This is a genomic window from Echinicola salinicaeni (assembly GCF_014280965.1).
In the GTDB taxonomy this organism is placed as follows: domain Bacteria; phylum Bacteroidota; class Bacteroidia; order Cytophagales; family Cyclobacteriaceae; genus Echinicola; species Echinicola salinicaeni.
Genome location: NZ_JACODZ010000008.1, coordinates 248,530 through 270,050 on the forward strand (window position 1 = coordinate 248,530; position 21,521 = coordinate 270,050).

Here is a 21,521-nt window from a genome sequence, read left to right on the forward strand (position 1 = left end):
TCCAGTTTACCGATGGCTTATTCATTACCTTGCTCTATTAGATTAACAAAAAGTTTAATTGCCCCTGGAACTCCTGCAGGCAACAACCTGAACCAAGAAATCCCTGAATAGGTATACGTTCCTTTCCCATATTTTGCCAAAAGGAGACTTCCCTTACTTGCACTTTCACCTGGATCATTCATGGTAAGTGGCGTAACGTATTGCTTGTCCCAATTATCTGGGAAGTACAAACCTCTTTCCTGTACCCATCCTTCAAAATCCTCCATACTTATGGGATTAGGCCCTTGCAAAACCGAATGGGCTTTGAAGTCCACCATTACAGGTGAATTTTCAACCGCTACCCTTTTCCGGGTAATATCAAAAGGATAGGGGCCCAACTGATCTGTCATCAATGAAGCGGTGGTATTGTATTGGACAATCAAGTTCCCCCCGTTTTCAACATATTTCATTAATTCGTCAAACTGATTGACCAATTGCTCATTGACGTTAAAGGCTCTGATTCCTATTATGACAGTTGAAAAACCTGACAGCCTTGCTTCATCAAAACTTCCACTTTCCAAAATTGATACCGAATATCCTAGGTTCTGCAATACCTGGGGAACATCATCTCCTGCCCCTGGAATATAGGCTATCTTTTGATCACTGATCTTCAGATCAAGTTTAATTAAATCAAATTTTGCTTTTGGAAAATAAGTCAGTTCAGGAATATGCTTATAACTGATATGCCTTACTCCTTGATCATAGGTTTTACCACCATTAGTCTTATACTGAGCTGTTATGCTGGTCTTGCCTATTTTTGCATCACCATTGATACTGATTTGATAAGTAATTGTTTTATCGTTTTGATTCTTATCCTCCGATATAATCTTATAGGCACTTTGCGACAAGCCTAATAGTTCCAAGCTTCCAGGAACTAGTTTATCTTTAAATTTTACACTAATAGTAAAAATTGCGGGCTTGCCAGCAATGGCGTAAACCTGATCTTGTTCAATGCTCAACTGAATGGCAGGAATCAAAACAAAAGGTTGGTTGATCTCGCCATCAACCGGATCATTATATTTATACTTTAAAGGCACATCAAGTTGAAATTGCTGTCCATCAATATTGAAACTAACCTTAGCTAAAATAGTTGGCTTATTGAATGCCATACCTATCTTGCATTGGTCTGTTACGTTATAAAGCTTGCCTTTTGGTTCTTTTTCTATCCAATAAGGCTGAGAAACATTGTTACTAGTTACGAAGGACAGCTGCATTCTTTCCCTCAAAACCTCATTATTTGAGACTGTTTTGTTCAAATCATGATTTCCATCCTGGACGTCTATTTTATTCACTTCCACTGGAATTGAGGATGGATTATTAAAAATAAAGGTTGTATTCACCTTTTCTCCAACATAAGCCTCTTGTTTGTCTGCTAAAAGCTCCATTTTTAGCCCTAGCGTATTCACAACTATTTCATCAATAAGTGCTTTTTTCTCTTTAATCCACTTTTCTTTACTTTTGACTTGATACAACAGCGCTTTTACCTTGAGTAGATTAGCCAGATTATTGTCCAAATGAACAAAATCAAAATTTGAAATCGCCTTATCTAGGGCCAACTGAATTTCCTTTCCATCTTTAATTGTGTTCCATCGATTTTCTACTCCTTCAAAAGGATCATTTTGAAATTTTTCCCCATCCACCAATTCAATAATATCTTCAATCTGCCCAATTGAAGCCGTTGAGCCAAAGCCTTGGGATTTGTGCATGGTCCGGCTATTAGCTGCTATTTGTGCATAGCTAGTACCCAATAGATCATTATACTCTCCCACTGGAAAAGAATGATAAATAGCATCCTTTGATGGCTCATACGGTCCTCCCCAATTATAGGCATTCCAAAATACTCTTTTGGTTTCCCAAGTATCTACTTTATCCAGTTGTTTGGGAAAAACATTCGGATCTGCAGCCGCTTTGAAAGCCTCAGTAGATAAAATAGCAGAAGTGGTATGGTGGCCATGGGTGGTACCTGGAATGGTATTGAACCTATTGATAATGATATCTGGCTGATAATTCCGGATGACCCATACCACATCTGAAAGTAATTCTTCCTTATCCCAATTATTAAGGGTTTCAGAGGGATTCTTACTATATCCAAAATCTATTGCTCTGGAAAAGAACTGTTGTCCCCCATCTGTCTTCCTTGCTTTCAAAAGCTCCTGAGTCCTGATCATTCCCAATTCTACACCTAATTCTTTACCAATAAGATTTTGTCCTCCATCTCCCCTTGTCAGCGATAAATAGCCCACCTGAACATGTTCTTTATTACCTAAATAAGCTATTAATCTTGTGTTTTCATCATCTGGGTGAGCAGCTATATACAGCACTCTTTTGGTTTCATTTAACCTTAATAATTGATGAAATATATAAGATGAAGGTTGAGGGGTGATTTTTTCGGCAGCAGCTTGGCCAAAAATAGAAATCAAAATAAGTGAAAATAGTAATCGGGTTTTTAGCTTCATAAAGTATGGTCTTATAAAATCGAATCTAAAATAACCATTATATATGATAAAACACTTTTATATAAGTGGTATTGGAGATTAAAGGTTTGTCATTTATATGGCTTAAGAACATACCATCGTTGGAATATAAATCTAGCCTAGCACCTTAGTATTAAGGTAAAATGAGGCAAAATAAAATCAGATAAGCAAACTCAAAAAAATGATGTCCAAAATTCGATACTGACAATTTTCCTCCAATTATTACTGAATATTTGGCATATCAAGTTTATTAATTCAATAGGTAGCTAATTTTATTCGTATTTTTAGTAAAATATCATTAAACATTCTTAATTTATTTATCAACGGCAAAAGAAAACATATATAGAAACATACTTAGAATTTATTTGAATCATTAACCTCTATTGGGAATTTGTTTACCAAGTTTCAAACTAAAACATTATGAATAAACAAAGTCTAATTGCCATTGCTACTATTATTTATTTGTTCAGTAGCTGCTCTGCAGGAAAAGTCATTGACATCAATTCAGATGAGAACTTTCATATCAATAATTATGAAAGTTTTGATTTTTATCAAACAGACCTTGAAATCGACCAGATGCCAGAATTTGAAAAACGTGTAGATTGGATAAAAGAAGCCATAGGAGAAGAATTTCGTGATTTAGGCTTGAAAAGAGATACAGTTACCCCTGAACTTTTAGTCAATATCGGCATAGTACTAGAAGAAAAAATCCAAACTAGAGAAACAGACCTAAGAAGTGACCCTCCAACCTATATCGGGCAAAGAAGGTACCATTGGGAAGTACAAGAAGTAGAAGTTGGACGATATAATGAAGGTACTTTTACCTTAGACTTGGTAGATGCAAAAACTGAAAACTTGATGTGGAAAGGGGTTGCTGAAGGTATTGTATCTGATAATGAAAACCGAGCCTATAAAAACATCAAAGAGGGAACAAAGAAATTATTATCTGATTTAGACCATTAAAATTCTTTTAAAACTAACCTTAACGCTATGAAAAACTTATGGATTTTATTCCTTTTACTAATGATGGCTTGTTCTAGCAGCACTTCAATAGTAAGTTCTTGGAAAGAACCTGGAGCAAATACCCAGAACACCAAATTTTCAAAAATTTTGGCTGTAGTAATGGCCAGTACAGAGTCAGCGAGAAGACAAGCAGAAGATGAACTTGCAAGAGAAAATCCAATTTTTGTCCCATCATATCAAGTCCTCAATAGCAAGGAAGTGTCTATGGACAAAGAAAAAAGTGGGGATATCTTGAAAGATCAAAATATTGACGGAGTATTGATACTAAAACTAGTGGACAAAGAAAAAACCCAAAATTATGTCCCTGGTTCTTATACGGGAGGATACTACGGGAGGTATAGTTATTACTGGGGAGGCTACTATGATCCTGGCTATTACCAAGAAAACACTAATTATTTGATTGAAGTCAGTCTATATTCCCTTGAAAAGAATGAGCTAGTTTGGTCTGGTATCAGCTCTACAGTAAATCCAAGTTCTGTTGAAAAAACGGTGAAAAATATTCTTAACGAATCATATAAGCAAATGAGAGTAGATGGATTTTTACCTCCAGCGAATTGATTATGGTAAAATAAGCTTAATCAAAAAAGAGGAAAGTTTTTTATCTGACAAGATGAGCCGGTTTTTACATCGGCTCTTTTTTGTGTCAATTACTTTTCATTTAAGAAACAAATTAACACTTGATTAATCCAATGTAAAAAGTTTCAATGGATTTTGGATTAAGCAATATTTCTGGGGGTGAATAATTTCAAACTTAAATTTTGTCTACCCTTGTCAGATTAAGTGTAGTTGAAGTTACAGACCTGCCTAGACAGTCAATTGCGTAAAAGGAAACACAGATGCATTATAAATAAATATCCGTGTTCATCTTTATCCATCTGTGGTTGATAAATAGCGCATATCAAAGCTAAAATAGACTGTTTTTCCCCGACTTTTCGGCTTGGTCCAACCTTGCCCCAAACTAATACCAAAGCTGGGGCAAAGCTGTATCAAAGCTGGGGTAAAGCTAGGGCAAAGCTGGGTTTAGCCCTCTTTTTTGTTCATAAACTCTCTTCCTGGTCCAGATTTGCAATCTGGGTCCATAAATAAGCGGTATTTAATAAATAGTGCATATCAAAGCTAAAATAGACTGTTTTCCCCCAGTTTTTCGGCTTGGTCCTGAATTTTGAGTACAGTATGTGAACACTAAAAATTGACATATACAAAAAAAAGGACAGCTGTTATACTGTCCTTTTGAGCCTCCTGTCGGGATCGAACCAACGACCTACTGATTACAAGTCAGTTGCTCTACCAGCTGAGCTAAGGAGGCATTTTATTATCCAGTAAATCAATACCGAAATAATAAATTAATAAGAAATAGAGCCTCCTGTCGGGATCGAACCAACGACCTACTGATTACAAGTCAGTTGCTCTACCAGCTGAGCTAAGGAGGCTTTTTTTTATGTTCCCATACCGATAGTTATCGGGATAAGGTGACTTTTGCTTTAGTCTTTCAAATAATCTTGAAATCTCAAGGCTTTTTTTGCTCGGGCTTTTCCCTTATTGCGAGTGCAAATATATGGGCATTCTTATATCATCCCAAATGATTTGGTAAAAAAATTAGGGAGATATTTTTATCTCCCTAATAGTTAGAAACTTAAAATTCTCTTAGAATGGAAAGTTTTTTCTTAAGCTTCTCAATCTCCTCTTCTGCTTTCTCTATTTTCTGATCAAATTGATCTTTGAGTTTATCAGCAGTTTTTGATGAAGCAAAAAATTCAAGATTATTTTTCCACAAAGTTATATTGTTTTCAAGATCACTTATCTGTTTTCTAATACCGTGTTCCTTTTTGTTGAACACCCTATCAGAATTTGGATCAGATTGAATTTTGTTCAAGTTCAAACGGAATAGGAATTCTTCCCTATTTTCTCCATCAGTATCCATTACATCAACACAAGATTCAACTGCTTCGTTAAACTTAGCAGCTATACTCTTGATATTCTTTCTAGGAACGAAACCAATAGAATTATATTCTTCCACTAATTTTTCCAGCTTTTCAATAGTAAGCTCATCAGAACCAGGTAAACCACTTATTTTCTCACATATGGCTTCTTTAAGCTCCAAGTTCTTCTCAAACTCTTGATTAGTTTCTTTATTGGCCTGTCTTCTATTATCGAAAAAGGTATCACAAGCAGTTTTAAACTTCCTGTAGAGCTCATCCCTAACTTTCTCAGGTGTTGGTCCGAGTTTCTTCCATTCTTGTTGAAGTTTAATTAAGGCATTAGAGGTATTTTGCCAATCGGTACTGTCTTTAAGCGTTTCTGCTTTTTCAATCAAGCCCTCTGCTTTTTCTTTGTTTATCCTTCTAATTTCATCCAGTTCTTTGAAGAATAAATTTTTATTATGGAAAAACTGTTTAAAACAGCCCCAAAAACTCCTATTTATCTCTCTCCCACATTCTCTTGGTACCGGCCCAATAGATTCCCATTCTTTTTGGATTGCAAGGATTTCCTTGGTCTTAACATTCCACTCTTTGATCCGATTAGCCTTAAATTCTTTAAATTCATCCAGCTTTTTGATCAAAGCTTCTTTTTTAACTTGGTTCTCTTTAAATACCTCCTTTTGACTTTCATAATATGCTTTACGCTTAGCATATACAGCATCGGAAGCACCTTTAAACCTCTGCCAAACATTTTCTTGTTCCTCTCTAGGTACAGGACCAATATGCTTAAACTCTTCATGAAGGTCGTTCAATGCCTTGATAGCACTTCTCAGGTCTTCTTCTTCATTGAGCGCTTCAGCCTTCTCACAAAGCTCTATCTTACCTTCAAGGTTCTTTTTACGATCGAGTTCCTTTAATTCGAAATAGATACTTCTATTATCATAGAATCGATCCATTAAAGCATTATATGAAGCCCATAAGCTCTTATTTTGAGCCCCGGGAACAGGACCTATTTCCTTCCATTCTTGTTGGATATCCTTAATGGTAGAGATACTGTGAGTAGTTTCCTCTCCATCTACCAATTCTCTTAATTTTTCTAGGATTTGGTTCTTGGAATAAAGGTTTTTCTCCTTTTCCTTCTCCAGGTTCTTTATTTGTTCTGTCCTTCGATTCTTGAAATCACCGTATAAGGCAAAAAATATCTTGTCTTCTTCTGTTTGTCTATATTGGAAATCATCTTCTACACCTCCATCATTCAAAAAGCTTTTTAAAGCTCCTTCCCTCTCCTTCTTATAATGGTCCTCCTCAAAGTGACTTTTTATATCATTTACTATTTGATCGGATTTGATGTAATTACCTTTTTCTATAATTTCCTTCAGCGCTCCTATCAGCTGCTTTTTGGAATAATTACCATAATCTACATCGTGGTGTTCTTCTTCATGATGCTCATCATCATGATGATCCTCTTCATGGTTTTCCACATTTTCCGATTCTTGCTGATTACCCATTTCAGTGGATTCCACTGATTCTTGGGTCACCTTGTTTTCTTCTGACATTTCCTTATCGTTCTTCATAATCTCTATGAGTACATCTTACCAAATATGCTATAAGCAAAAGTAATAAATAATTTAATTTAATCTTGGGTCGATTGGATAATTTGCCAAAACCTGAAAATCTCCTCCCATATTTCGTAGAGCAACCCTCCAAAGCTCATCAGGCGATGAGTCAAAAATCGTCTTCGCATCCACTTGATCACATAATATCCAGGTTTTCTCTTTTAGTTCATCCTCCAATTGTCCCTCTGACCAACCAGAATAACCAATAAAAAACCTAAACCCTTCAAGATCAACCTGCCCTGTTTTATACTTAGTTACCAACTCCTCAAAATTCCCTCCCCAATATAAATCCTCTCCTAGTTGAACACTGCCTTCCAAGAGAGAAGGGCCTTGATAGATAAAATGTAAAGTATTTTGCTCTACTGGGCCTCCTACATATACTTCCATGTCAAGAAATTCCAGTTCATCTAACAAATCCTTAATCTTCAATATCGACAACTTATTTAAAACAAGACCAAAGGAACCGTTCTCATTACTTTCACATAGCAACACCACCGATCTTACAAAATTCTCATCTTGTAGAAAAGGCTCCGATATAAGTAATTGCCCCGATTTAGGTGTGATTTTCTCGTTTTTATCCATCAAAGAGTATTTGATATTCGATCTTTAATATAGGTCAAAATTTCATAAATGCAATTAACAATGGTATTTTTATGACGATAAAAATCACTGGTAAAATGGATATTTCAGCACTTAGAACAGAATACACACTCAAATCAATGGAGGTATCTTCAATGGATGATTCTCCTTTAAAACAGTTTAGCTCTTGGTTAGAGGAAGCTATAAATGCAAAAGTCAATGAGCCAAACGCAATGAATTTGTCCACTATAGACAAATACCATAAACCTAAATCCAGAATTGTCCTTTTAAAGGGTATTGACAGTGGATTTATTTTTTATACCAACTATAACAGCAACAAAGGGAAGGAACTACTGGAATTCCCTTATGCTGCACTTACATTTTTTTGGCCTGAACTCCAAAGACAAATTAGAATTGAAGGTAAAATTGAAAAAGTCAATCCCGAAATTTCGGACCATTACTTCAAAACAAGACCTGAAGCCAGTCAAATTGGTGCTTGGGCTTCACCTCAAAGCCAAGTAATCCCCAACCGGGAATTTATCGAAAATAAAGAGGCTGAGATGATTGAAAAATTTAAACATAAAGCCATTCTAAGACCTGAACATTGGGGAGGTTATCGATTAACCCCTGAAGCGATCGAGTTTTGGCAAGGTAGAGCCAGCCGACTGCATGACAGGATTTTATATACCATTATGGAATCTGGCCAATGGAACAAAGTCAGATTAGCACCATAAAAAAGAGGTGGTCTCCCACCTCTTTTTTATTTTGTTTAGCAAGAAATTAAATGAAATTACTTTAGATCAAAAAGGTTGTCCACTCCGATCATTTTTTCAACTGTAAATCCCTCACCATATTTCACATTAATACTTTGACCAAATTCCTTGGCTCTGGCCTCAATAAAAGTGAAAAATTCAGGACTACTTATATAGCTTTCTGGTTCTTTATTATTTGGGTCATAAAATTGGGACTTAAACGCTTTTATACTCTCAAGCTTTGTTTCCCAGTAATTTGATATATCAAACACAAAATCTGGCTTAATATAATTTGTTTGGATATAATGATACACATATTTGGGTCTCCAAGCCTCTTGGTTTTCACCTTCAAAACTGGTCTCTACTTTTCTAAGCCCACTGATGAAGCAGGCGTTACTTGCCAAACTGCTCCCTTTTCCATGGTCGGGATGTCTGTCAGTCACTGCATTGGCCAAAACAATCTCAGGTTGGTATTTCCGGATCACTTTAACTACCTCAAGATGATGCTGTTCATCATCTCTAAAAAAAACATCTTTAAAACCAAGATTCTCCCGAGCAGACAGTTGAAGAATTTCAGCAGATTTGTTCGACTCCTTTAACCTTAAGCTGGGGGTGCCTCTAGTACCCATTTCTCCTTGGGTCAAATCCAAAATCCCAACTTTATATCCTTTTTCAATATGTGCTGCTATGGTACCTGAACATGATAACTCGGCATCATCAGGATGGGCAGCTATAACCAAAATATCTAACTTCATCAGAAATTTATCTTTATGAAAATTTATTCAAAACTCCCATTAAACAAGAATATGAAATGAATAGTTTACCTAATCCTTAATCTTTGGCCTACTCGAAGAATAGATCTGGTAGAAATATTATTCTTTCGTGTAATCTGCCTAACTGTCGTACCATACCTTCTTGCTATAACACTTAGGTTTTCTCCACTCCTCACCCTGTGATATATAGCCTTCTGCATCTCTATTACGTGATCGAAACTATTGGCAGTAATAGTATAAACACTGTTTTTTAGCCTTCCCACTGAAAAGTCAAACAACTCAGTTGGGTTAATGGACAAGCCTTGATACCTCACTTCAAAATGTAAATGGGGACCTGTACTCCTTCCAGTACTTCCCCCCTTGGCTATTACTTCTCCAGCCTTTACCTCTTGCCCTACATTAACATTAAATTTAGACAAATGCCCATATAGGGTCTCAAGTCCGTTTCTATGCCTTATCACCAAATAATAACCATATCCATACCTATCGTAAGAACGCATCCTTACAATACCATCAAATACAGCATATACAGGATCTCCCGTATTCAAGTCCAAATCAGTCCCGTGATGCCAACGGTACCTCCTAAAACCAAATTCAGAATTGATTTTTGTTTGGTCCAGCGGTTTGCTCCAATTGCTACCGTAAAATGAATCGTAAAGTTTTACAGGAATGGTATCCTTAAAGTCTTTAGGGTTAAAATCATAACTATTAATCCGCTGACTGTCCCAAGAGGAATAATGCTCAAAGGCTGTTACCCAAATACTATCTATTTGAACTTTTTCAGTTACCTGCACTAATTGATGGGTGGGCACCCATACCAAGGAAAGCGTATCTTCGCTTACTGCACTCAACCTACGCCTCAAATCCACCCTGTCCTTATATATCAAAGAGTCAGTATCCCGGTGCAAATCTTTTAGATACTGTTTTACATCAAAAGTATTGATACTACGAACATCCGGCAATTTTACCGCCGGTTCGGTATTCTTTTTAATTTTAGGAAAAACCTGTGCATGGGCCCAGTTGATGCCCATGCACAGAATTATTGTTAATATTAAGCGAAATGCATTTATACTCATGGAATTTTAAGCCATTTCTTTTTCAGCAAGAAATCGCTCTGCATCCAGAGCAGACATACATCCGGTTCCTGCAGCAGTCACTGCTTGTCTATAAATATGATCTTGAGCATCACCACAGGCGAATACACCTTCGACATTAGTTTTTGTGCTTCCTGGCTGCGTAATAATGTATCCAGCATCATCCATATCCAATACCCCTTCAAAAATCTGGGTATTAGGTTGGTGACCAATAGCCACAAAGAATCCAGTCACATCAAGTTCTGTAACTTCTCCCGTTTGATTATTCTTAACCCTTGCTCCCGTCACTTCTTCTTCACCCAAAATCTCCTCAGTCTCAGTATTCCAAAGAATCTCAATCTTAGGATTATTCTTAACTCTTTCCTGCATGATTACTGAAGCACGAAGTTCATCTTTTCTCACTAGCATATATACCTTTTCACAGATATTTGAAAGATAAGATGCTTCTTCACAAGCAGTATCACCACCGCCTACTATCGCTACTTTCTGTTGACGGAAAAAGAATCCATCACATACCGCACAAGCCGAAACTCCTTTACCGTTTAATTTGGTTTCACTTTCAAGTCCAAGCCATTTAGCTGAGGCTCCCGTAGAAATAACTACTGTATCAGCAAGTACTTCTGTTTGGTCATCTACTATCACCTTATGTGGTCTAGAGCTAAAATCAACTCCTGTAACCAATCCATAGCGCACATCTGTACCAAATCTTTCTGCTTGCTTTTTGAAGTCTTCCATCATTTGTGGTCCCATGACACCATCAGGGTATCCTGGATAGTTTTCAACATCATTAGTGATGGTAAGTTGACCACCTGGTTGTCCTCCAGTATAGAGTACAGGACTAAGACCGGCTCTTGATGCATAAATAGCCGCAGTATATCCTGCAGGCCCAGAACCGATAATTAAAACTTTAACTTTTTCTGCTTCTTTATTCATTGACCAAGAATTTTTGGTTGGCAAATTTTAGAATTTTAATCTTGTTAACAAAGAATCTCCCTGTTAAAATTCCCTAAATATTCAATTAAAATTTTTCATATCCTTTCAGGGTATACCCAAGGAGAATTCAGGAATAATATTCAACAAAAAAAAAGGGGCTTGAGCCCCTTTTCTTGTCTGATGACTTATTTTTTATCCTAAATAAGGTTTTAGCGTCTTACTTCTCGATGTATGTCTTAACCTTCTGATAGCTTTTTCTTTGATTTGTCTTACACGCTCACGGGTAAGGTTGAATTTCTCACCTATCTCTTCCAGCGTCATGGCATGTTCACCATTAAGACCAAAATACAAAGTTATAACATCGGCTTCTCTTTGAGTAAGCGTAGAAAGGGCTCTCTGAACTTCTTTCCTTAAGGAATCATTCATCAAACCATCATCCGGCTTCTCTTCACCATCATTTTCCAGAACATCTAAAAGACTATTCTCTTCACCTTGAACGAAAGGTGCATCCATGGATACATGGCGACCTGAGATTTTCATGGTATCCACCACTTCTCCAGCAGTTACTTCCAATACCTCAGCCAATTCCTCCGGAGATGGCTCTCTTTCAAAGCGCTGCTCTAGCTCACTGAAAGTTTTGCTGATTTTATTTAAAGACCCTACACGGTTCAAAGGAAGACGCACAATCCTAGATTGCTCGGCCAATGCCTGCAAAATAGATTGTCTGATCCACCATACCGCATAAGAAATGAATTTAAACCCCCTGGTTTCATCAAAACGCTGTGCTGCTTTGATAAGCCCAAGGTTTCCCTCGTTGATAAGATCTCCCAAAGACAACCCTTGGTTTTGGTACTGTTTTGCCACAGATACCACAAACCTTAAGTTTGCTTTAGTCAATTTCTCAAGAGCTAGCTGATCACCTTCCCGGATTCTTTTGGCAAGAACAACCTCTTCATCTGCTGTCAAAAGGTCGACTTTACCGATTTCTTGTAAATACTTATCGAGAGACTGACTCTCCCGGTTAGTGATCTGTTTGCTAATTTTAAGCTGCCTCATTCAGGAATTTCATTTTTAGTTAGGACTTACTTATAACAGATTTTCATCTTAAATAAGTTCAAATTACTAATCTACTGGATAATTTAATCTTTTTTCCCAGATTTCTCAGGCTTTGGCAAAAGAACCTTTCTAGAAAGCTTGAATTTTCCAGTCTTTTTATCTATGTCAATTAATTTAACAACTATTTCTTCTCCAGGTTCCAAAACTCCATCCATATTTTCAAGTCTTTCCCACTTGATTTCCGAAATATGTAATAAACCATCTTTACCTGGCATGAACTCTACAAACGCGCCAAACGGCATAATGTTTTTCACTATACCAGTATAGGTCTCTCCTATTTCTGGTTGAGCAACAATATTCTTGATGCGTTGAATAGCAGAATCCATCGATTCTTGGTTGTTAGAAAATATATTGATCTTACCAAGGTTATCAACCTCTTCAATAACAATAGTTGCTCCAGTATCCTTCTGGATTTCTTGAATCACCTTACCTCCTGGTCCAATCACCGCTCCGATCAACTCCTTAGGTATAGTCATATTGTAAGACCTTGGAGTATGTGGTTTTAGTTCAGCCTTCGGCGTCGCCAGTGTCTCAGAAATCTTATCCAGAATATGAAGTCTACCATCTTTGGCTTGGTACAATGCTTCTTTCAATACATTATAATCCAACCCTTCTACCTTAAGGTCCATCTGGCAAGCAGTTATCCCCTTGGATGTTCCGGTCACTTTAAAGTCCATATCTCCCAAGTGATCCTCATCACCCAGAATATCAGATAAAATAGAATAGTTTCCGCTTTCAGCATCAGAAATCATCCCCATTGCAATCCCTGTAACAGGTGACTTAATCTGAATACCTGCATCCATCATGGCTAATGAACCAGCACAAACTGTAGCCATGGAAGAAGATCCGTTTGATTCTAAAATATCTGAAACCACACGGATAGTATATGGATTTTCGTCTTCTCCTGGAAGCACCTTTTTAAGCGCTCTCATGGCCAAATTACCATGTCCTACTTCCCTCCGTCCTGGTCCTCTGTTTGGTCTTACCTCCCCAGTTGAGAATCCTGGGAAATTATAATGAAGGAAGAACTTATTGTATCCGGAGATAACTGCTCCATCAACCATTTGTTCATCCAATTTGGTACCCAAAGTACATGTAGTTACAGACTGGGTTTCTCCACGCGTAAATACAGCAGATCCATGAGCTGATGGCAAGTAATCCACCACAGACCAAATAGGCCTCACCTCATCAAGCTTACGTCCATCTAAACGTTTCTTCTCATTCAAGGTTAAGTTCCTTGCTGCTTCTTTATGGATTTTTTTGAAATACGGACCGATCAAGTCTGCCTCATATTCATGCTCTTCACCTAAACTTTCAACAAACTCTTCTTTGATCGCACTGATCAATTCAGACCTTTCATTTTTATTGGCGATTTGCTTGCTGACCGCTTCATAACATTTGTCATAAAGCTCAGTCTTCATTTTTTCATATAATGCCAAATCTTCTTTTTCATGAGAGTATTCTCTCTTCACTTCCTTACCTACCAATTTGGTAAGCTCCATCTGAACTTGGCAATGTTTTTTAATCTCTTCGTGAGCAAATTGAATAGCTTCAACCATCTCATCTTCTGAGATTTCATCAGCTTCACCTTCTACCATCAAAATAAAATCCAATGATCCGGCAACGATGAATTCTAGTGTAGCTTCTTCTAATTTGCTTGGTGTTGGATTGATTACCAATTCACCATCAATTTTAGCTACCCTCACTTCTGAAATAGGTCCATTGAACGGAATATCTGATACTGCAAGTGCTGCAGAAGCTGCTAAACCCGCCAAACAATCTGGCAATACTTCATCATCCGAAGACATTAGGGTGATCATGATCTGCGTGTCAGCATGATAGTCTTCTGGAAAAATAGGACGGATAGCCCTATCAACAATTCGGCTGATCAAGATTTCATAATCTGAAAGCCTACCTTCTCTTTTTAAGAAGCCCCCCGGAATCTTGCCTGATGCGGCAAATTTTTCTTGATAATCTACTGACATCGGAAGAAAGTCCACGCCTTCTCCCGCTTCTTTTTTTGAAACAACGGTTGCCAAGAGCATAGCATTGCCCATTTTAACCACCACAGCACCATCCGCCTGCTTGGCCAATGCACCGGTTTCAATAATGATTTCTCTACCATCCTCAAGAACGATAGATTTTGAAATTACATTTGGTAACATACGATTTCTTTAAGAATAAATCTTCTGACTAGTTTTAAAAGTAAGGTTTAAATATATGGGGGAAAAGAAAAAAAGTAAGGTCCCCGCAGTCGGGAACCTTACATGCTAATTATTTACGTAGTCCTAAGTCTGCTAATACAGCTCTGTATCTTGAAATATCATTCTTGTAAAGATAATTCAAAAGAGCTCTTCGCTTACCTACCAATTTCAAAAGACCTAATCTTGATGAGTGATCTTTTTTGTTTGTTTTCAAGTGGTCAGTTAAGTGCTTGATTCTGTATGTGAACAAAGCAATCTGAGACTCAGGAGAACCTGTATCTTTGTCAGACTTTAACCTACCATGATTTTGAAACAACTCTGATTTTTTCTCTGAAGTTAAATACATGCTTAGTTAAAATTAATTATTACGTTTATTTAAAGCAGCTACAAAGATATGACTATTATTTCTAATAGTAAAATCCCTTAGAGTTTTTTACTGCCTTTTAGCTTTAGGCGCCCCTTGATTTTCTGAAAAGCAGCATAATATGCGTCAGCTTCAAATAACCTGGCATCTTTCCTTGCTTGCCTTAGGAAGAAAACTCCTGCAGGAATTAAAGCTATATTAGCGAACCAGCTTCCAAACAATGGATCTGCCAACCCCTCTTTTGCCCATTTTTCTCCTGTCAGATTCAACATATAAAACAAAATAAAGAAAATGATCGACAGCAACACTGGCATCCCAAGCCCTCCTTTCTTAATAATAGCCCCCAGTGGAGCACCTATCATAAACATCACTATACAAGCAAAGGCCTGGGTATATTTCTGATACCAAGCTATTTCAAACCTCCTTTTTTGACGAGCAAGGCCATCCACATTGGCCATATTACTGTTAAAATTATTTCTTAACGTTCTAGCACTCTGCAAACCAATGGTAGCTGCCCTTGACTTATACTGGCCGCTCTCCAAAACCGAATCTACCTTGGCTATTTGTCTTTCAGAAAAGTCCAAATAAGCTGTCTTTGTATCCTCTTCACTCTTCTTTCTATCGGCAATTAACTTCTTGGCCTTATTAACCTCAAGTGTATCGACATTCTTTTTTTGTTTCTCAACCAATCTATTTTCAACATTGGTAGCATTCTCTACACCAACATTTGAATCCTTAGGAAGACTATCCTTAGCAATTGTAATTGGCTTTTCTATCTCGGATGAAGCTATATTCACGCTTTTGCCACTATCTATCTTGGCTTGGGATTTAACATCTTTACTTGCCTCACTATTCTCTTCACCTTCCACATGTGTCGTTATATTATTCATTCCTGCTAGCTCTTCTTCCCTGGCCATCTTTCTTTTGAATTCAAGATCCTTAAGCGAGTCTATTTTGGCTTTTTTTCTCTGAAGATCCTCTGGAATCTGAATTTCCCTTTGTTTACTGAAAAATGAATAGGCAGACTTTAGCTGTGCATAATTATAATATTGGTAATTCACCAATTGATTCGACATAGAATCTACGTCCAGCTTTATTTCGCTTATATTCTTTATGGACCTATTGGATGACCATAGATTCTCTGGGGTCCTGTCCATTTCAAATGCATCCAAACTGAATACGATCTCATTTTTATCAAAATGGGTCCTTGTAAAAGGAACTGGCTTCCCTCTAATCCCCCTTTGAGCCTTATCTTCATTGTAGCTTTTTCCATGAAATAAAGTAAGTTTCATATAGCGGTCATTGAAATAAGGTTCCATCCTACCCGAGTCAGCCATAATCATGCTTAAATTACCTTGCCCGCTAGAATGATCATAAATGATGACATCCTGCAAACGGACATCATCCAGTTTTTTATTCACCTTAATACTATAGCCTGGAATGCCATTATAAAAAACTCCTTCCTTGATATCCAATGCAGGTGATTTCATTCGAATATCATAGAGCAAGCTAAAAGTCTTTAGATTAACCTTTGGCACTAAATAATTATTGGAGAAAAACGCAGCGATGGTAAGAAAAAAAACAAAAACGCCTATTGGCATTAAAGCCCTCACCAAGGATATCCCGCTACTTTTAATGGCAGTCAATTCAAAATGCTCCCCTAAATTACCAAAAGTCATCAATGAGGACAGCAATACAGCCAAGGGCAATGCCATGGGTGAGATAGACACCACAAAGTACCCTATCAACTCCATATAGACACCAAACCCTAAACCCTTGCCAAATATCTCATCGAAATATTTGAGCATGTTTACAGTTAGTAGAATAAAGTCTACAACAATGAAAGTCAATAAAAATGGCCCAATAAAGGACCCTAGAATTAATTTATCTAATTTTTTCATGAGGCGTTCAACCACCAATTATTCACGTAATATGAGCGCACTAAGTTCATCATATTAAATGAAAAATTATAATGATCGAATTATTTATCCGCCAATAATTTCCTTTAAAGTGCTAATCAAACCATCCCAAATCTCCTCTTGCTCTCCATCATCATAAGAATCACTATAGTCTATCACCTTCAAAAACATGGTTTGTGTGAGTTCATTTTCATCTAACCTAAACTCGACATAGGAGCGATCCTCTTCATCAGGCATAGCTGGGTCGAAAAACTCAAATTTCACCCCATGGTTAGAACGAATAGCAGCTATCCTCGCATAATGATCGATCCCATCATAAATAAAATTAAAATTCTTATCAGCGTCGATGGTTACATCATCAGCAAACCATTCAGAAAGTCCACTGGCAGTACTCAAATATGGGAAAATAATCTTTTTGGAAGTATTCACCTGATAGTCAGCAACAAACTTATTCTTTACCATAACTATAAAATTTTATTCTATAAAAAGTTAACATTTTTCACCTTCAGGACTTGCATTTAATCAGATAACCCTACATATTTGCATTCCCATTCAGCAAGGAGTTGGCAGTTAACCAAAGCCAAAATTAATACTCTTGATGATAGTGACGACTCAAAAGAGAGTCAATTTTCCTGGCGAGGTAGCTCAGTTGGTTAGAGCGCAGGATTCATAACCCTGAGGTCACGGGTTCAACTCCCGTCCTCGCTACAAATAGGCTTCCATTTTTGGGAGCCTTTTTTTGTTTTTTTACTCTTTTTATCATGGATGAACTTTTCACTGTTTATGTTTTATCCTCTAAATCTTCTGGTAAAACCTATACCGGAATGACATCTGACCTTATCAATAGGTTCCATTCACATAATTCCTTTGCTAAAATAGGCTTTACTACCAAATATAGACCATGGATAGTTATTCATACTGAAATCTTTTCTTCTAAATCCAATGCCCTTCAAAGAGAAAAGGTGCTTAAAACTGGTAAAGGAAGACTTTGGATCAAAACAAATATCCTACCCAACTATCTATAAATTAAGTTAGCAATAGATTAATATCCGCCAAGGCGGAAAAGGGTTCAACTCCTCCCGATAACTATCGGGACTACAAATAGGCTTCCGTTTTTGGGAGCCTATTTTATATATTTCACTTATTCAATCATGGAAGAATTTTTTATCGTACAGTTTTTTCGAAACAGGTCACAACCTATTACTCAACCTCTATGAATAAATTAGAAGTACCGAGACAATACTCTTAATAATATCTACACCTAAATTTGAAAGGAAGCCCCTCCCCCAATTTTTAATAAATATTTGTTCCGTGCTTTTTGTAATATAGTGAAATTTAAGAAATTGACCTGCCGGTAAACAAAAAATATTAACAAACAAAAAGCCCCTCAAACGAGGGGCTTTATTAATAGAGTAAGTTAGTGCTCCTTACTTTACTTTTTCAACAACAGCTTTGAATGCCTCTGGATGATTCATAGCAAGGTCAGCCAAAACTTTTCTGTTTAGCTCAACTTCTGCTTTCTTGAGCAGACCCATGAATTGTGAATAAGAAATGCCATGTTCTCTGGCACCGGCATTGATACGCTGAATCCAAAGCTTTCTGAATTCTCTCTTCTTAGCTTTTCTATCCCTGTAAGCGTATTGTAAACCTTTTTCGTACTTGTTTTTTGCTACAGTCCATACATTGCTACCTCTTCCGAAATAACCTCTTGTAGCTTTTAATACTTTTTTTCTTCTTGCTCTTGACGCTACCGCGTTTACTGATCTAGGCATAATTAATTAATTTTTTGACTCTTGGTGCCTGCAGACTTTCATCCTCAGAACTTGACAAACCAAGCATCTGGTGAATAAATAACCTTTAAATTGATTTTGTCGAAAATTAGATTCTCAACATGTCTTTTACTCTGCTCACATCTGACTCATGAACTTCACCCATTTTAGTAAGATTTCTCTTTCTTTTGGTTTCCTTCTTAGTCAGGATGTGGCTTTTGTAAGCATGTTTCCTTCTAATTTTTCCAGATCCAGTTAATTTGAATCTCTTTTTTGCACTTGATTTAGTTTTTACTTTAGGCATAACACTGTATTATTTGTTGAAATTATTTCTTACTGGTTTTGGGAGCAACAAACATATTCATTCTTTTACCTTCCATTTTAGGAAGTTGCTCCACATGACCGTATTCTTCCAAAGCCTGTGCGAATTTCAATAACAGCATCTCTCCTCTTTCCTTAAAGACAATTGACCTACCCACAAAGTGTACGTAGGCTTTCACCTTAGCACCATCTTTCAGGAAATTGATGGCATGCTTTAATTTAAAGGCGAAATCATGATCGTCCGTATTAGGTCCGAATCGAATCTCTTTCAGAACAGTTTTAGCAGCATTAGCTTTAATTTCCTTTTGCTTCTTTTTCTGTTCGTATTTGAACTTCGCATAATCAATCACCTTACATACAGGCGGATTAGCATTAGGAGAAATTTCTACGAGATCAAGATCCTGCTCCTTGGCGATCTTGATAGCTGCATCCGTAGGAAGGACTGCATTTCCTCCTTCCACAAAGTCACCAACTACCCTCACTTCTCGCGCTCGGATTTTTTGATTTACTTTATAAGGTTCTTCTTGTCTCGGTCTAAACGGTTTTCTTCCTCTCAAAATAGTTATATTGATTAAATGAATTTGACTGCAAATATCGGATATTTTTTTAATTATTAAAATACCCCTTCTTTTTTAGCTTTTATTTTTATTTACTCAGGGATTCCGAAATAATATTTTTGAAGTACTTCACAAACTCTTCCGGAGTGAAACTACCCAAGTCACCTTCACCGTGCTTACGCACAGACACTTTGCCTTCTGCTTCTTCTTTTTCACCTACAATTAGCATAAAAGGCACTTTTTTAACTTCTGAGTCCCTAATCTTTCTGCCAATTTTCTCATCTCTATTATCTATTGAACCAGAGATATCCTGCTCATCAAGTAACTGATGAACCGTATTGGCATACTCAATAAATTTCTCGGAAATCGGTAAAATATTTATTTGCTCAGGTGATAACCAAAGCGGGAAATTACCTGCGCAGTGTTCTATAAGCACCGCTACAAACCTTTCCAAAGATCCAAAAGGAGCTCTGTGAATCATCACCGGACGGTGCTTCTGGTTATCCGAACCAACATACTCCAATTGGAATCTATCAGGCAATTGATAATCAACCTGAATAGTACCCAACTGCCAGCTTCTTCCCAAAGCATCTTTTACCATAAAGTCCAGCTTTGGACCATAGAAAGCCGCTTCACCAAGTTCAGTAACGGTATCAAGTCCTTTTTCTTCGGCAGCCTCAACAATGGCAGCTTCCGCTTTGTTCCAAGCATCATCTCCACCAATGTATTTTTCTTTGTTCTCAGGATCCCTAAGAGAAATCTGAGCGGTATAATCATCAAAACCCAATGCCTTGAACACATAAAGCACCAAATCTATTACCTTGATAAACTCTTCCTTTACCTGATCCGGGCGACAGAAAATATGGGCATCATCTTGTGTAAAGCCCCTTACCCTTGTCAAACCATGCAATTCACCACTTTGTTCATACCTATATACGGTACCAAACTCTGCATATCGAATGGGCAGGTCTTTATAAGATCGAGGCTTATGCTTATATATCTCACAGTGGTGAGGACAGTTCATTGGTTTCAATAAGAATTCTTCTCCCTCATGAGGGGTCGCGATTGGCTGAAAAGAATCCTTGCCATATTTTTCATAATGTCCAGAAGTTTCATAAAGTGCCTTATGACCAATATGCGGAGTCACCACTTGTTGGTATCCTGACTTGTCTTGGGCTTTCTTCAAAAAGCTTACCAAACGCTCTCTTAACAACGTACCTTTTGGCAACCAAAGAGGAAGCCCCATTCCTACTTTTTCGGAGAAAGTAAATAATTCTAACTCTCTACCCAATTTTCTATGGTCACGCTTTTTGGCTTCCTCAAGCATCTTAAGGTACTCAGTAAGCTCCTTGGCCTTTGGAAAAGAAACACCATAGATCCTTGTAAGCATTTTATTATTCTCATCCCCTTTCCAATAGGCACCGGCCACATTAAGCAGCTTAACAGCTTTGATAAAGCCAGTGTTTGGTACGTGCGGACCTCGACAAAGGTCTACGAAATTCCCTTGTTCATAGAATGTAATTGAGCCATCCTCTAATCTGTCGATCAAGTCTAGCTTATATTCATCACCTTTTTCTTCGAAATAGGCAATGGCATCACTTTTGGATATATCTTTTCTAATATATTCATTTTTCTGGCGGGCAAGCTCAACCATCTTTTTCTCAATGGTCTCCAACTCTGTTCCATCTATCTGCTTATCCCCAAAATCCACATCGTAGTAAAAACCTGTTTCAATGGATGGGCCGATACCAAATTTCACCCCAGGATACAATGCCTCCAAGGCTTCAGCCAAAAGGTGGGCAGATGAATGCCAAAAAGTAGATTTTCCATCTTTGTCATTCCAGGTCAATAATGCCACCTCAGCATCAGTATTAATTGGTCTGGTTGCATCCCAAACCTCTCCATTTACTTTAGCAGCAAGAACGTTCCTAGCCAATCCCTCACTGATACTAAGCGCGATTTGTAAGCCGGTAGTTCCTTTTTCATACTCTCTCACTGACCCATCGGGCAGTGTAATGTTAATTAAGTTATTAGACATTTAACTCTTCTAAAATTGAATTGAACATAGC

19 protein-coding genes and 3 tRNA genes are annotated in these 21,521 nt (G+C 37.4%); 5 read left to right on the forward strand and 17 right to left on the reverse strand.

All coding sequences use genetic code 11. The features are described from left to right. Positions 1–17: 17 nt before the first annotated feature. A complete protein-coding gene (locus H7U17_RS16770) occupies positions 18–2,495 on the reverse strand; it encodes a PIG-L family deacetylase (RefSeq protein WP_186757907.1) in 2,478 nt (825 codons plus the stop codon). Between the two features lie 438 nt (positions 2,496–2,933). Here H7U17_RS16770 and H7U17_RS16775 point away from each other — a divergent pair, with 438 nt between their 5' ends. Beyond that, a complete protein-coding gene (locus tag H7U17_RS16775; RefSeq protein WP_186757908.1) occupies positions 2,934–3,476 on the forward strand; it encodes a DUF4136 domain-containing protein in 543 nt (180 codons plus the stop codon). A gap of 27 nt (positions 3,477–3,503) precedes the next feature. Beyond that, on the forward strand, positions 3,504–4,094 hold the full coding sequence (locus tag H7U17_RS16780) for a hypothetical protein (protein WP_186757909.1): 591 nt from the start codon (positions 3,504–3,506) through the stop codon (positions 4,092–4,094). Between the two features lie 675 nt (positions 4,095–4,769). Here H7U17_RS16780 and H7U17_RS16785 read toward each other — a convergent pair. The 4 genes from H7U17_RS16785 to H7U17_RS16800 all read right to left on the reverse strand — a co-directional run bounded on the left by H7U17_RS16785 (position 4,770) and on the right by H7U17_RS16800 (position 7,653). Beyond that, positions 4,770–4,842, reverse strand: a tRNA-Thr gene (locus tag H7U17_RS16785). A gap of 51 nt (positions 4,843–4,893) precedes the next feature. Beyond that, positions 4,894–4,966: transfer RNA gene (locus H7U17_RS16790), tRNA-Thr, on the reverse strand. Between the two features lie 203 nt (positions 4,967–5,169). Further along, complete coding sequence (locus H7U17_RS16795; RefSeq protein WP_186757910.1) at positions 5,170–7,029, reverse strand: DUF349 domain-containing protein; 1,860 nt, start codon at positions 7,027–7,029, stop codon at positions 5,170–5,172. Between the two features lie 54 nt (positions 7,030–7,083). After that, positions 7,084–7,653 carry a YqgE/AlgH family protein gene (locus H7U17_RS16800; RefSeq protein WP_186757911.1) on the reverse strand — a complete coding sequence of 190 codons (570 nt, stop codon included), beginning with the start codon at positions 7,651–7,653 and terminating at the stop codon, positions 7,084–7,086. A gap of 95 nt (positions 7,654–7,748) precedes the next feature. Here H7U17_RS16800 and pdxH point away from each other — a divergent pair, with 95 nt between their 5' ends. Then, positions 7,749–8,384: a pyridoxamine 5'-phosphate oxidase gene (gene pdxH / locus H7U17_RS16805; RefSeq protein WP_186758026.1), complete on the forward strand. Its 636-nt coding sequence runs from the start codon at positions 7,749–7,751 to the stop codon at positions 8,382–8,384. 56 nt (positions 8,385–8,440) lie between these two features. Here the strand turns inward: pdxH and bshB1 are convergent, their stop codons facing one another. From bshB1 to H7U17_RS16845, 8 genes are all read right to left on the reverse strand, one after another. After that, positions 8,441–9,157, reverse strand: coding sequence for a bacillithiol biosynthesis deacetylase BshB1 (bshB1, locus tag H7U17_RS16810; RefSeq protein WP_186757912.1), 717 nt, complete (start codon positions 9,155–9,157; stop codon positions 8,441–8,443). Positions 9,158–9,222: 65 nt separating this feature from the next. Next, positions 9,223–10,206, reverse strand: coding sequence for a peptidoglycan DD-metalloendopeptidase family protein (locus tag H7U17_RS16815; protein ID WP_394353725.1), 984 nt, complete (start codon positions 10,204–10,206; stop codon positions 9,223–9,225). A gap of 51 nt (positions 10,207–10,257) precedes the next feature. Further along, positions 10,258–11,202 carry a thioredoxin-disulfide reductase gene (gene trxB, locus H7U17_RS16820; RefSeq protein WP_186757914.1) on the reverse strand — a complete coding sequence of 315 codons (945 nt, stop codon included), beginning with the start codon at positions 11,200–11,202 and terminating at the stop codon, positions 10,258–10,260. A gap of 192 nt (positions 11,203–11,394) precedes the next feature. Then, positions 11,395–12,258 carry a sigma-70 family RNA polymerase sigma factor gene (locus tag H7U17_RS16825; protein ID WP_015267200.1) on the reverse strand — a complete coding sequence of 288 codons (864 nt, stop codon included), beginning with the start codon at positions 12,256–12,258 and terminating at the stop codon, positions 11,395–11,397. Positions 12,259–12,341: 83 nt separating this feature from the next. Beyond that, positions 12,342–14,483 carry a polyribonucleotide nucleotidyltransferase gene (gene pnp, locus H7U17_RS16830; protein WP_186757915.1) on the reverse strand — a complete coding sequence of 714 codons (2,142 nt, stop codon included), beginning with the start codon at positions 14,481–14,483 and terminating at the stop codon, positions 12,342–12,344. 109 nt (positions 14,484–14,592) lie between these two features. Then, positions 14,593–14,868, reverse strand: a complete 276-nt coding sequence (gene rpsO / locus H7U17_RS16835; protein WP_186757916.1) for a 30S ribosomal protein S15 — start codon at positions 14,866–14,868, stop codon at positions 14,593–14,595. 77 nt (positions 14,869–14,945) lie between these two features. After that, the gene (locus H7U17_RS16840; protein WP_186757917.1) at positions 14,946–16,787 is read right to left on the reverse strand and encodes an LptF/LptG family permease; all 1,842 of its coding nucleotides are present in this window, start codon (positions 16,785–16,787) and stop codon (positions 14,946–14,948) included. 84 nt (positions 16,788–16,871) lie between these two features. After that, the gene (locus H7U17_RS16845; protein ID WP_186757918.1) at positions 16,872–17,267 is read right to left on the reverse strand and encodes an START-like domain-containing protein; all 396 of its coding nucleotides are present in this window, start codon (positions 17,265–17,267) and stop codon (positions 16,872–16,874) included. 172 nt (positions 17,268–17,439) lie between these two features. Here H7U17_RS16845 and H7U17_RS16850 point away from each other — a divergent pair. Both H7U17_RS16850 and H7U17_RS16855 read left to right on the forward strand, forming a co-directional pair. Next, positions 17,440–17,513 (forward strand) — tRNA-Met (locus H7U17_RS16850). A gap of 53 nt (positions 17,514–17,566) precedes the next feature. Next, the gene (locus H7U17_RS16855; RefSeq protein ID WP_186757919.1) at positions 17,567–17,830 is read left to right on the forward strand and encodes a GIY-YIG nuclease family protein; all 264 of its coding nucleotides are present in this window, start codon (positions 17,567–17,569) and stop codon (positions 17,828–17,830) included. A 402-nt stretch (positions 17,831–18,232) separates the two neighbouring features. On the opposite strand, the gene rplT is transcribed toward H7U17_RS16855, so the two are convergent. The 4 genes from rplT to thrS all read right to left on the reverse strand — a co-directional run bounded on the left by rplT (position 18,233) and on the right by thrS (position 21,490). Then, complete coding sequence (gene rplT, locus H7U17_RS16860; RefSeq protein WP_186757920.1) at positions 18,233–18,577, reverse strand: 50S ribosomal protein L20; 345 nt, start codon at positions 18,575–18,577, stop codon at positions 18,233–18,235. Between the two features lie 106 nt (positions 18,578–18,683). Further along, positions 18,684–18,878 (reverse strand): 50S ribosomal protein L35, encoded by a 195-nt coding sequence (gene rpmI / locus H7U17_RS16865; RefSeq protein WP_186757921.1) that lies wholly within the window; start codon positions 18,876–18,878, stop codon positions 18,684–18,686. A gap of 22 nt (positions 18,879–18,900) precedes the next feature. Continuing rightward, positions 18,901–19,452, reverse strand: coding sequence for a translation initiation factor IF-3 (gene infC / locus H7U17_RS16870; protein WP_186757922.1), 552 nt, complete (start codon positions 19,450–19,452; stop codon positions 18,901–18,903). A gap of 88 nt (positions 19,453–19,540) precedes the next feature. Continuing rightward, positions 19,541–21,490: a threonine--tRNA ligase gene (gene thrS, locus H7U17_RS16875; RefSeq protein ID WP_186757923.1), complete on the reverse strand. Its 1,950-nt coding sequence runs from the start codon at positions 21,488–21,490 to the stop codon at positions 19,541–19,543. Between the last annotated feature and the right edge of the window lie 31 nt (positions 21,491–21,521).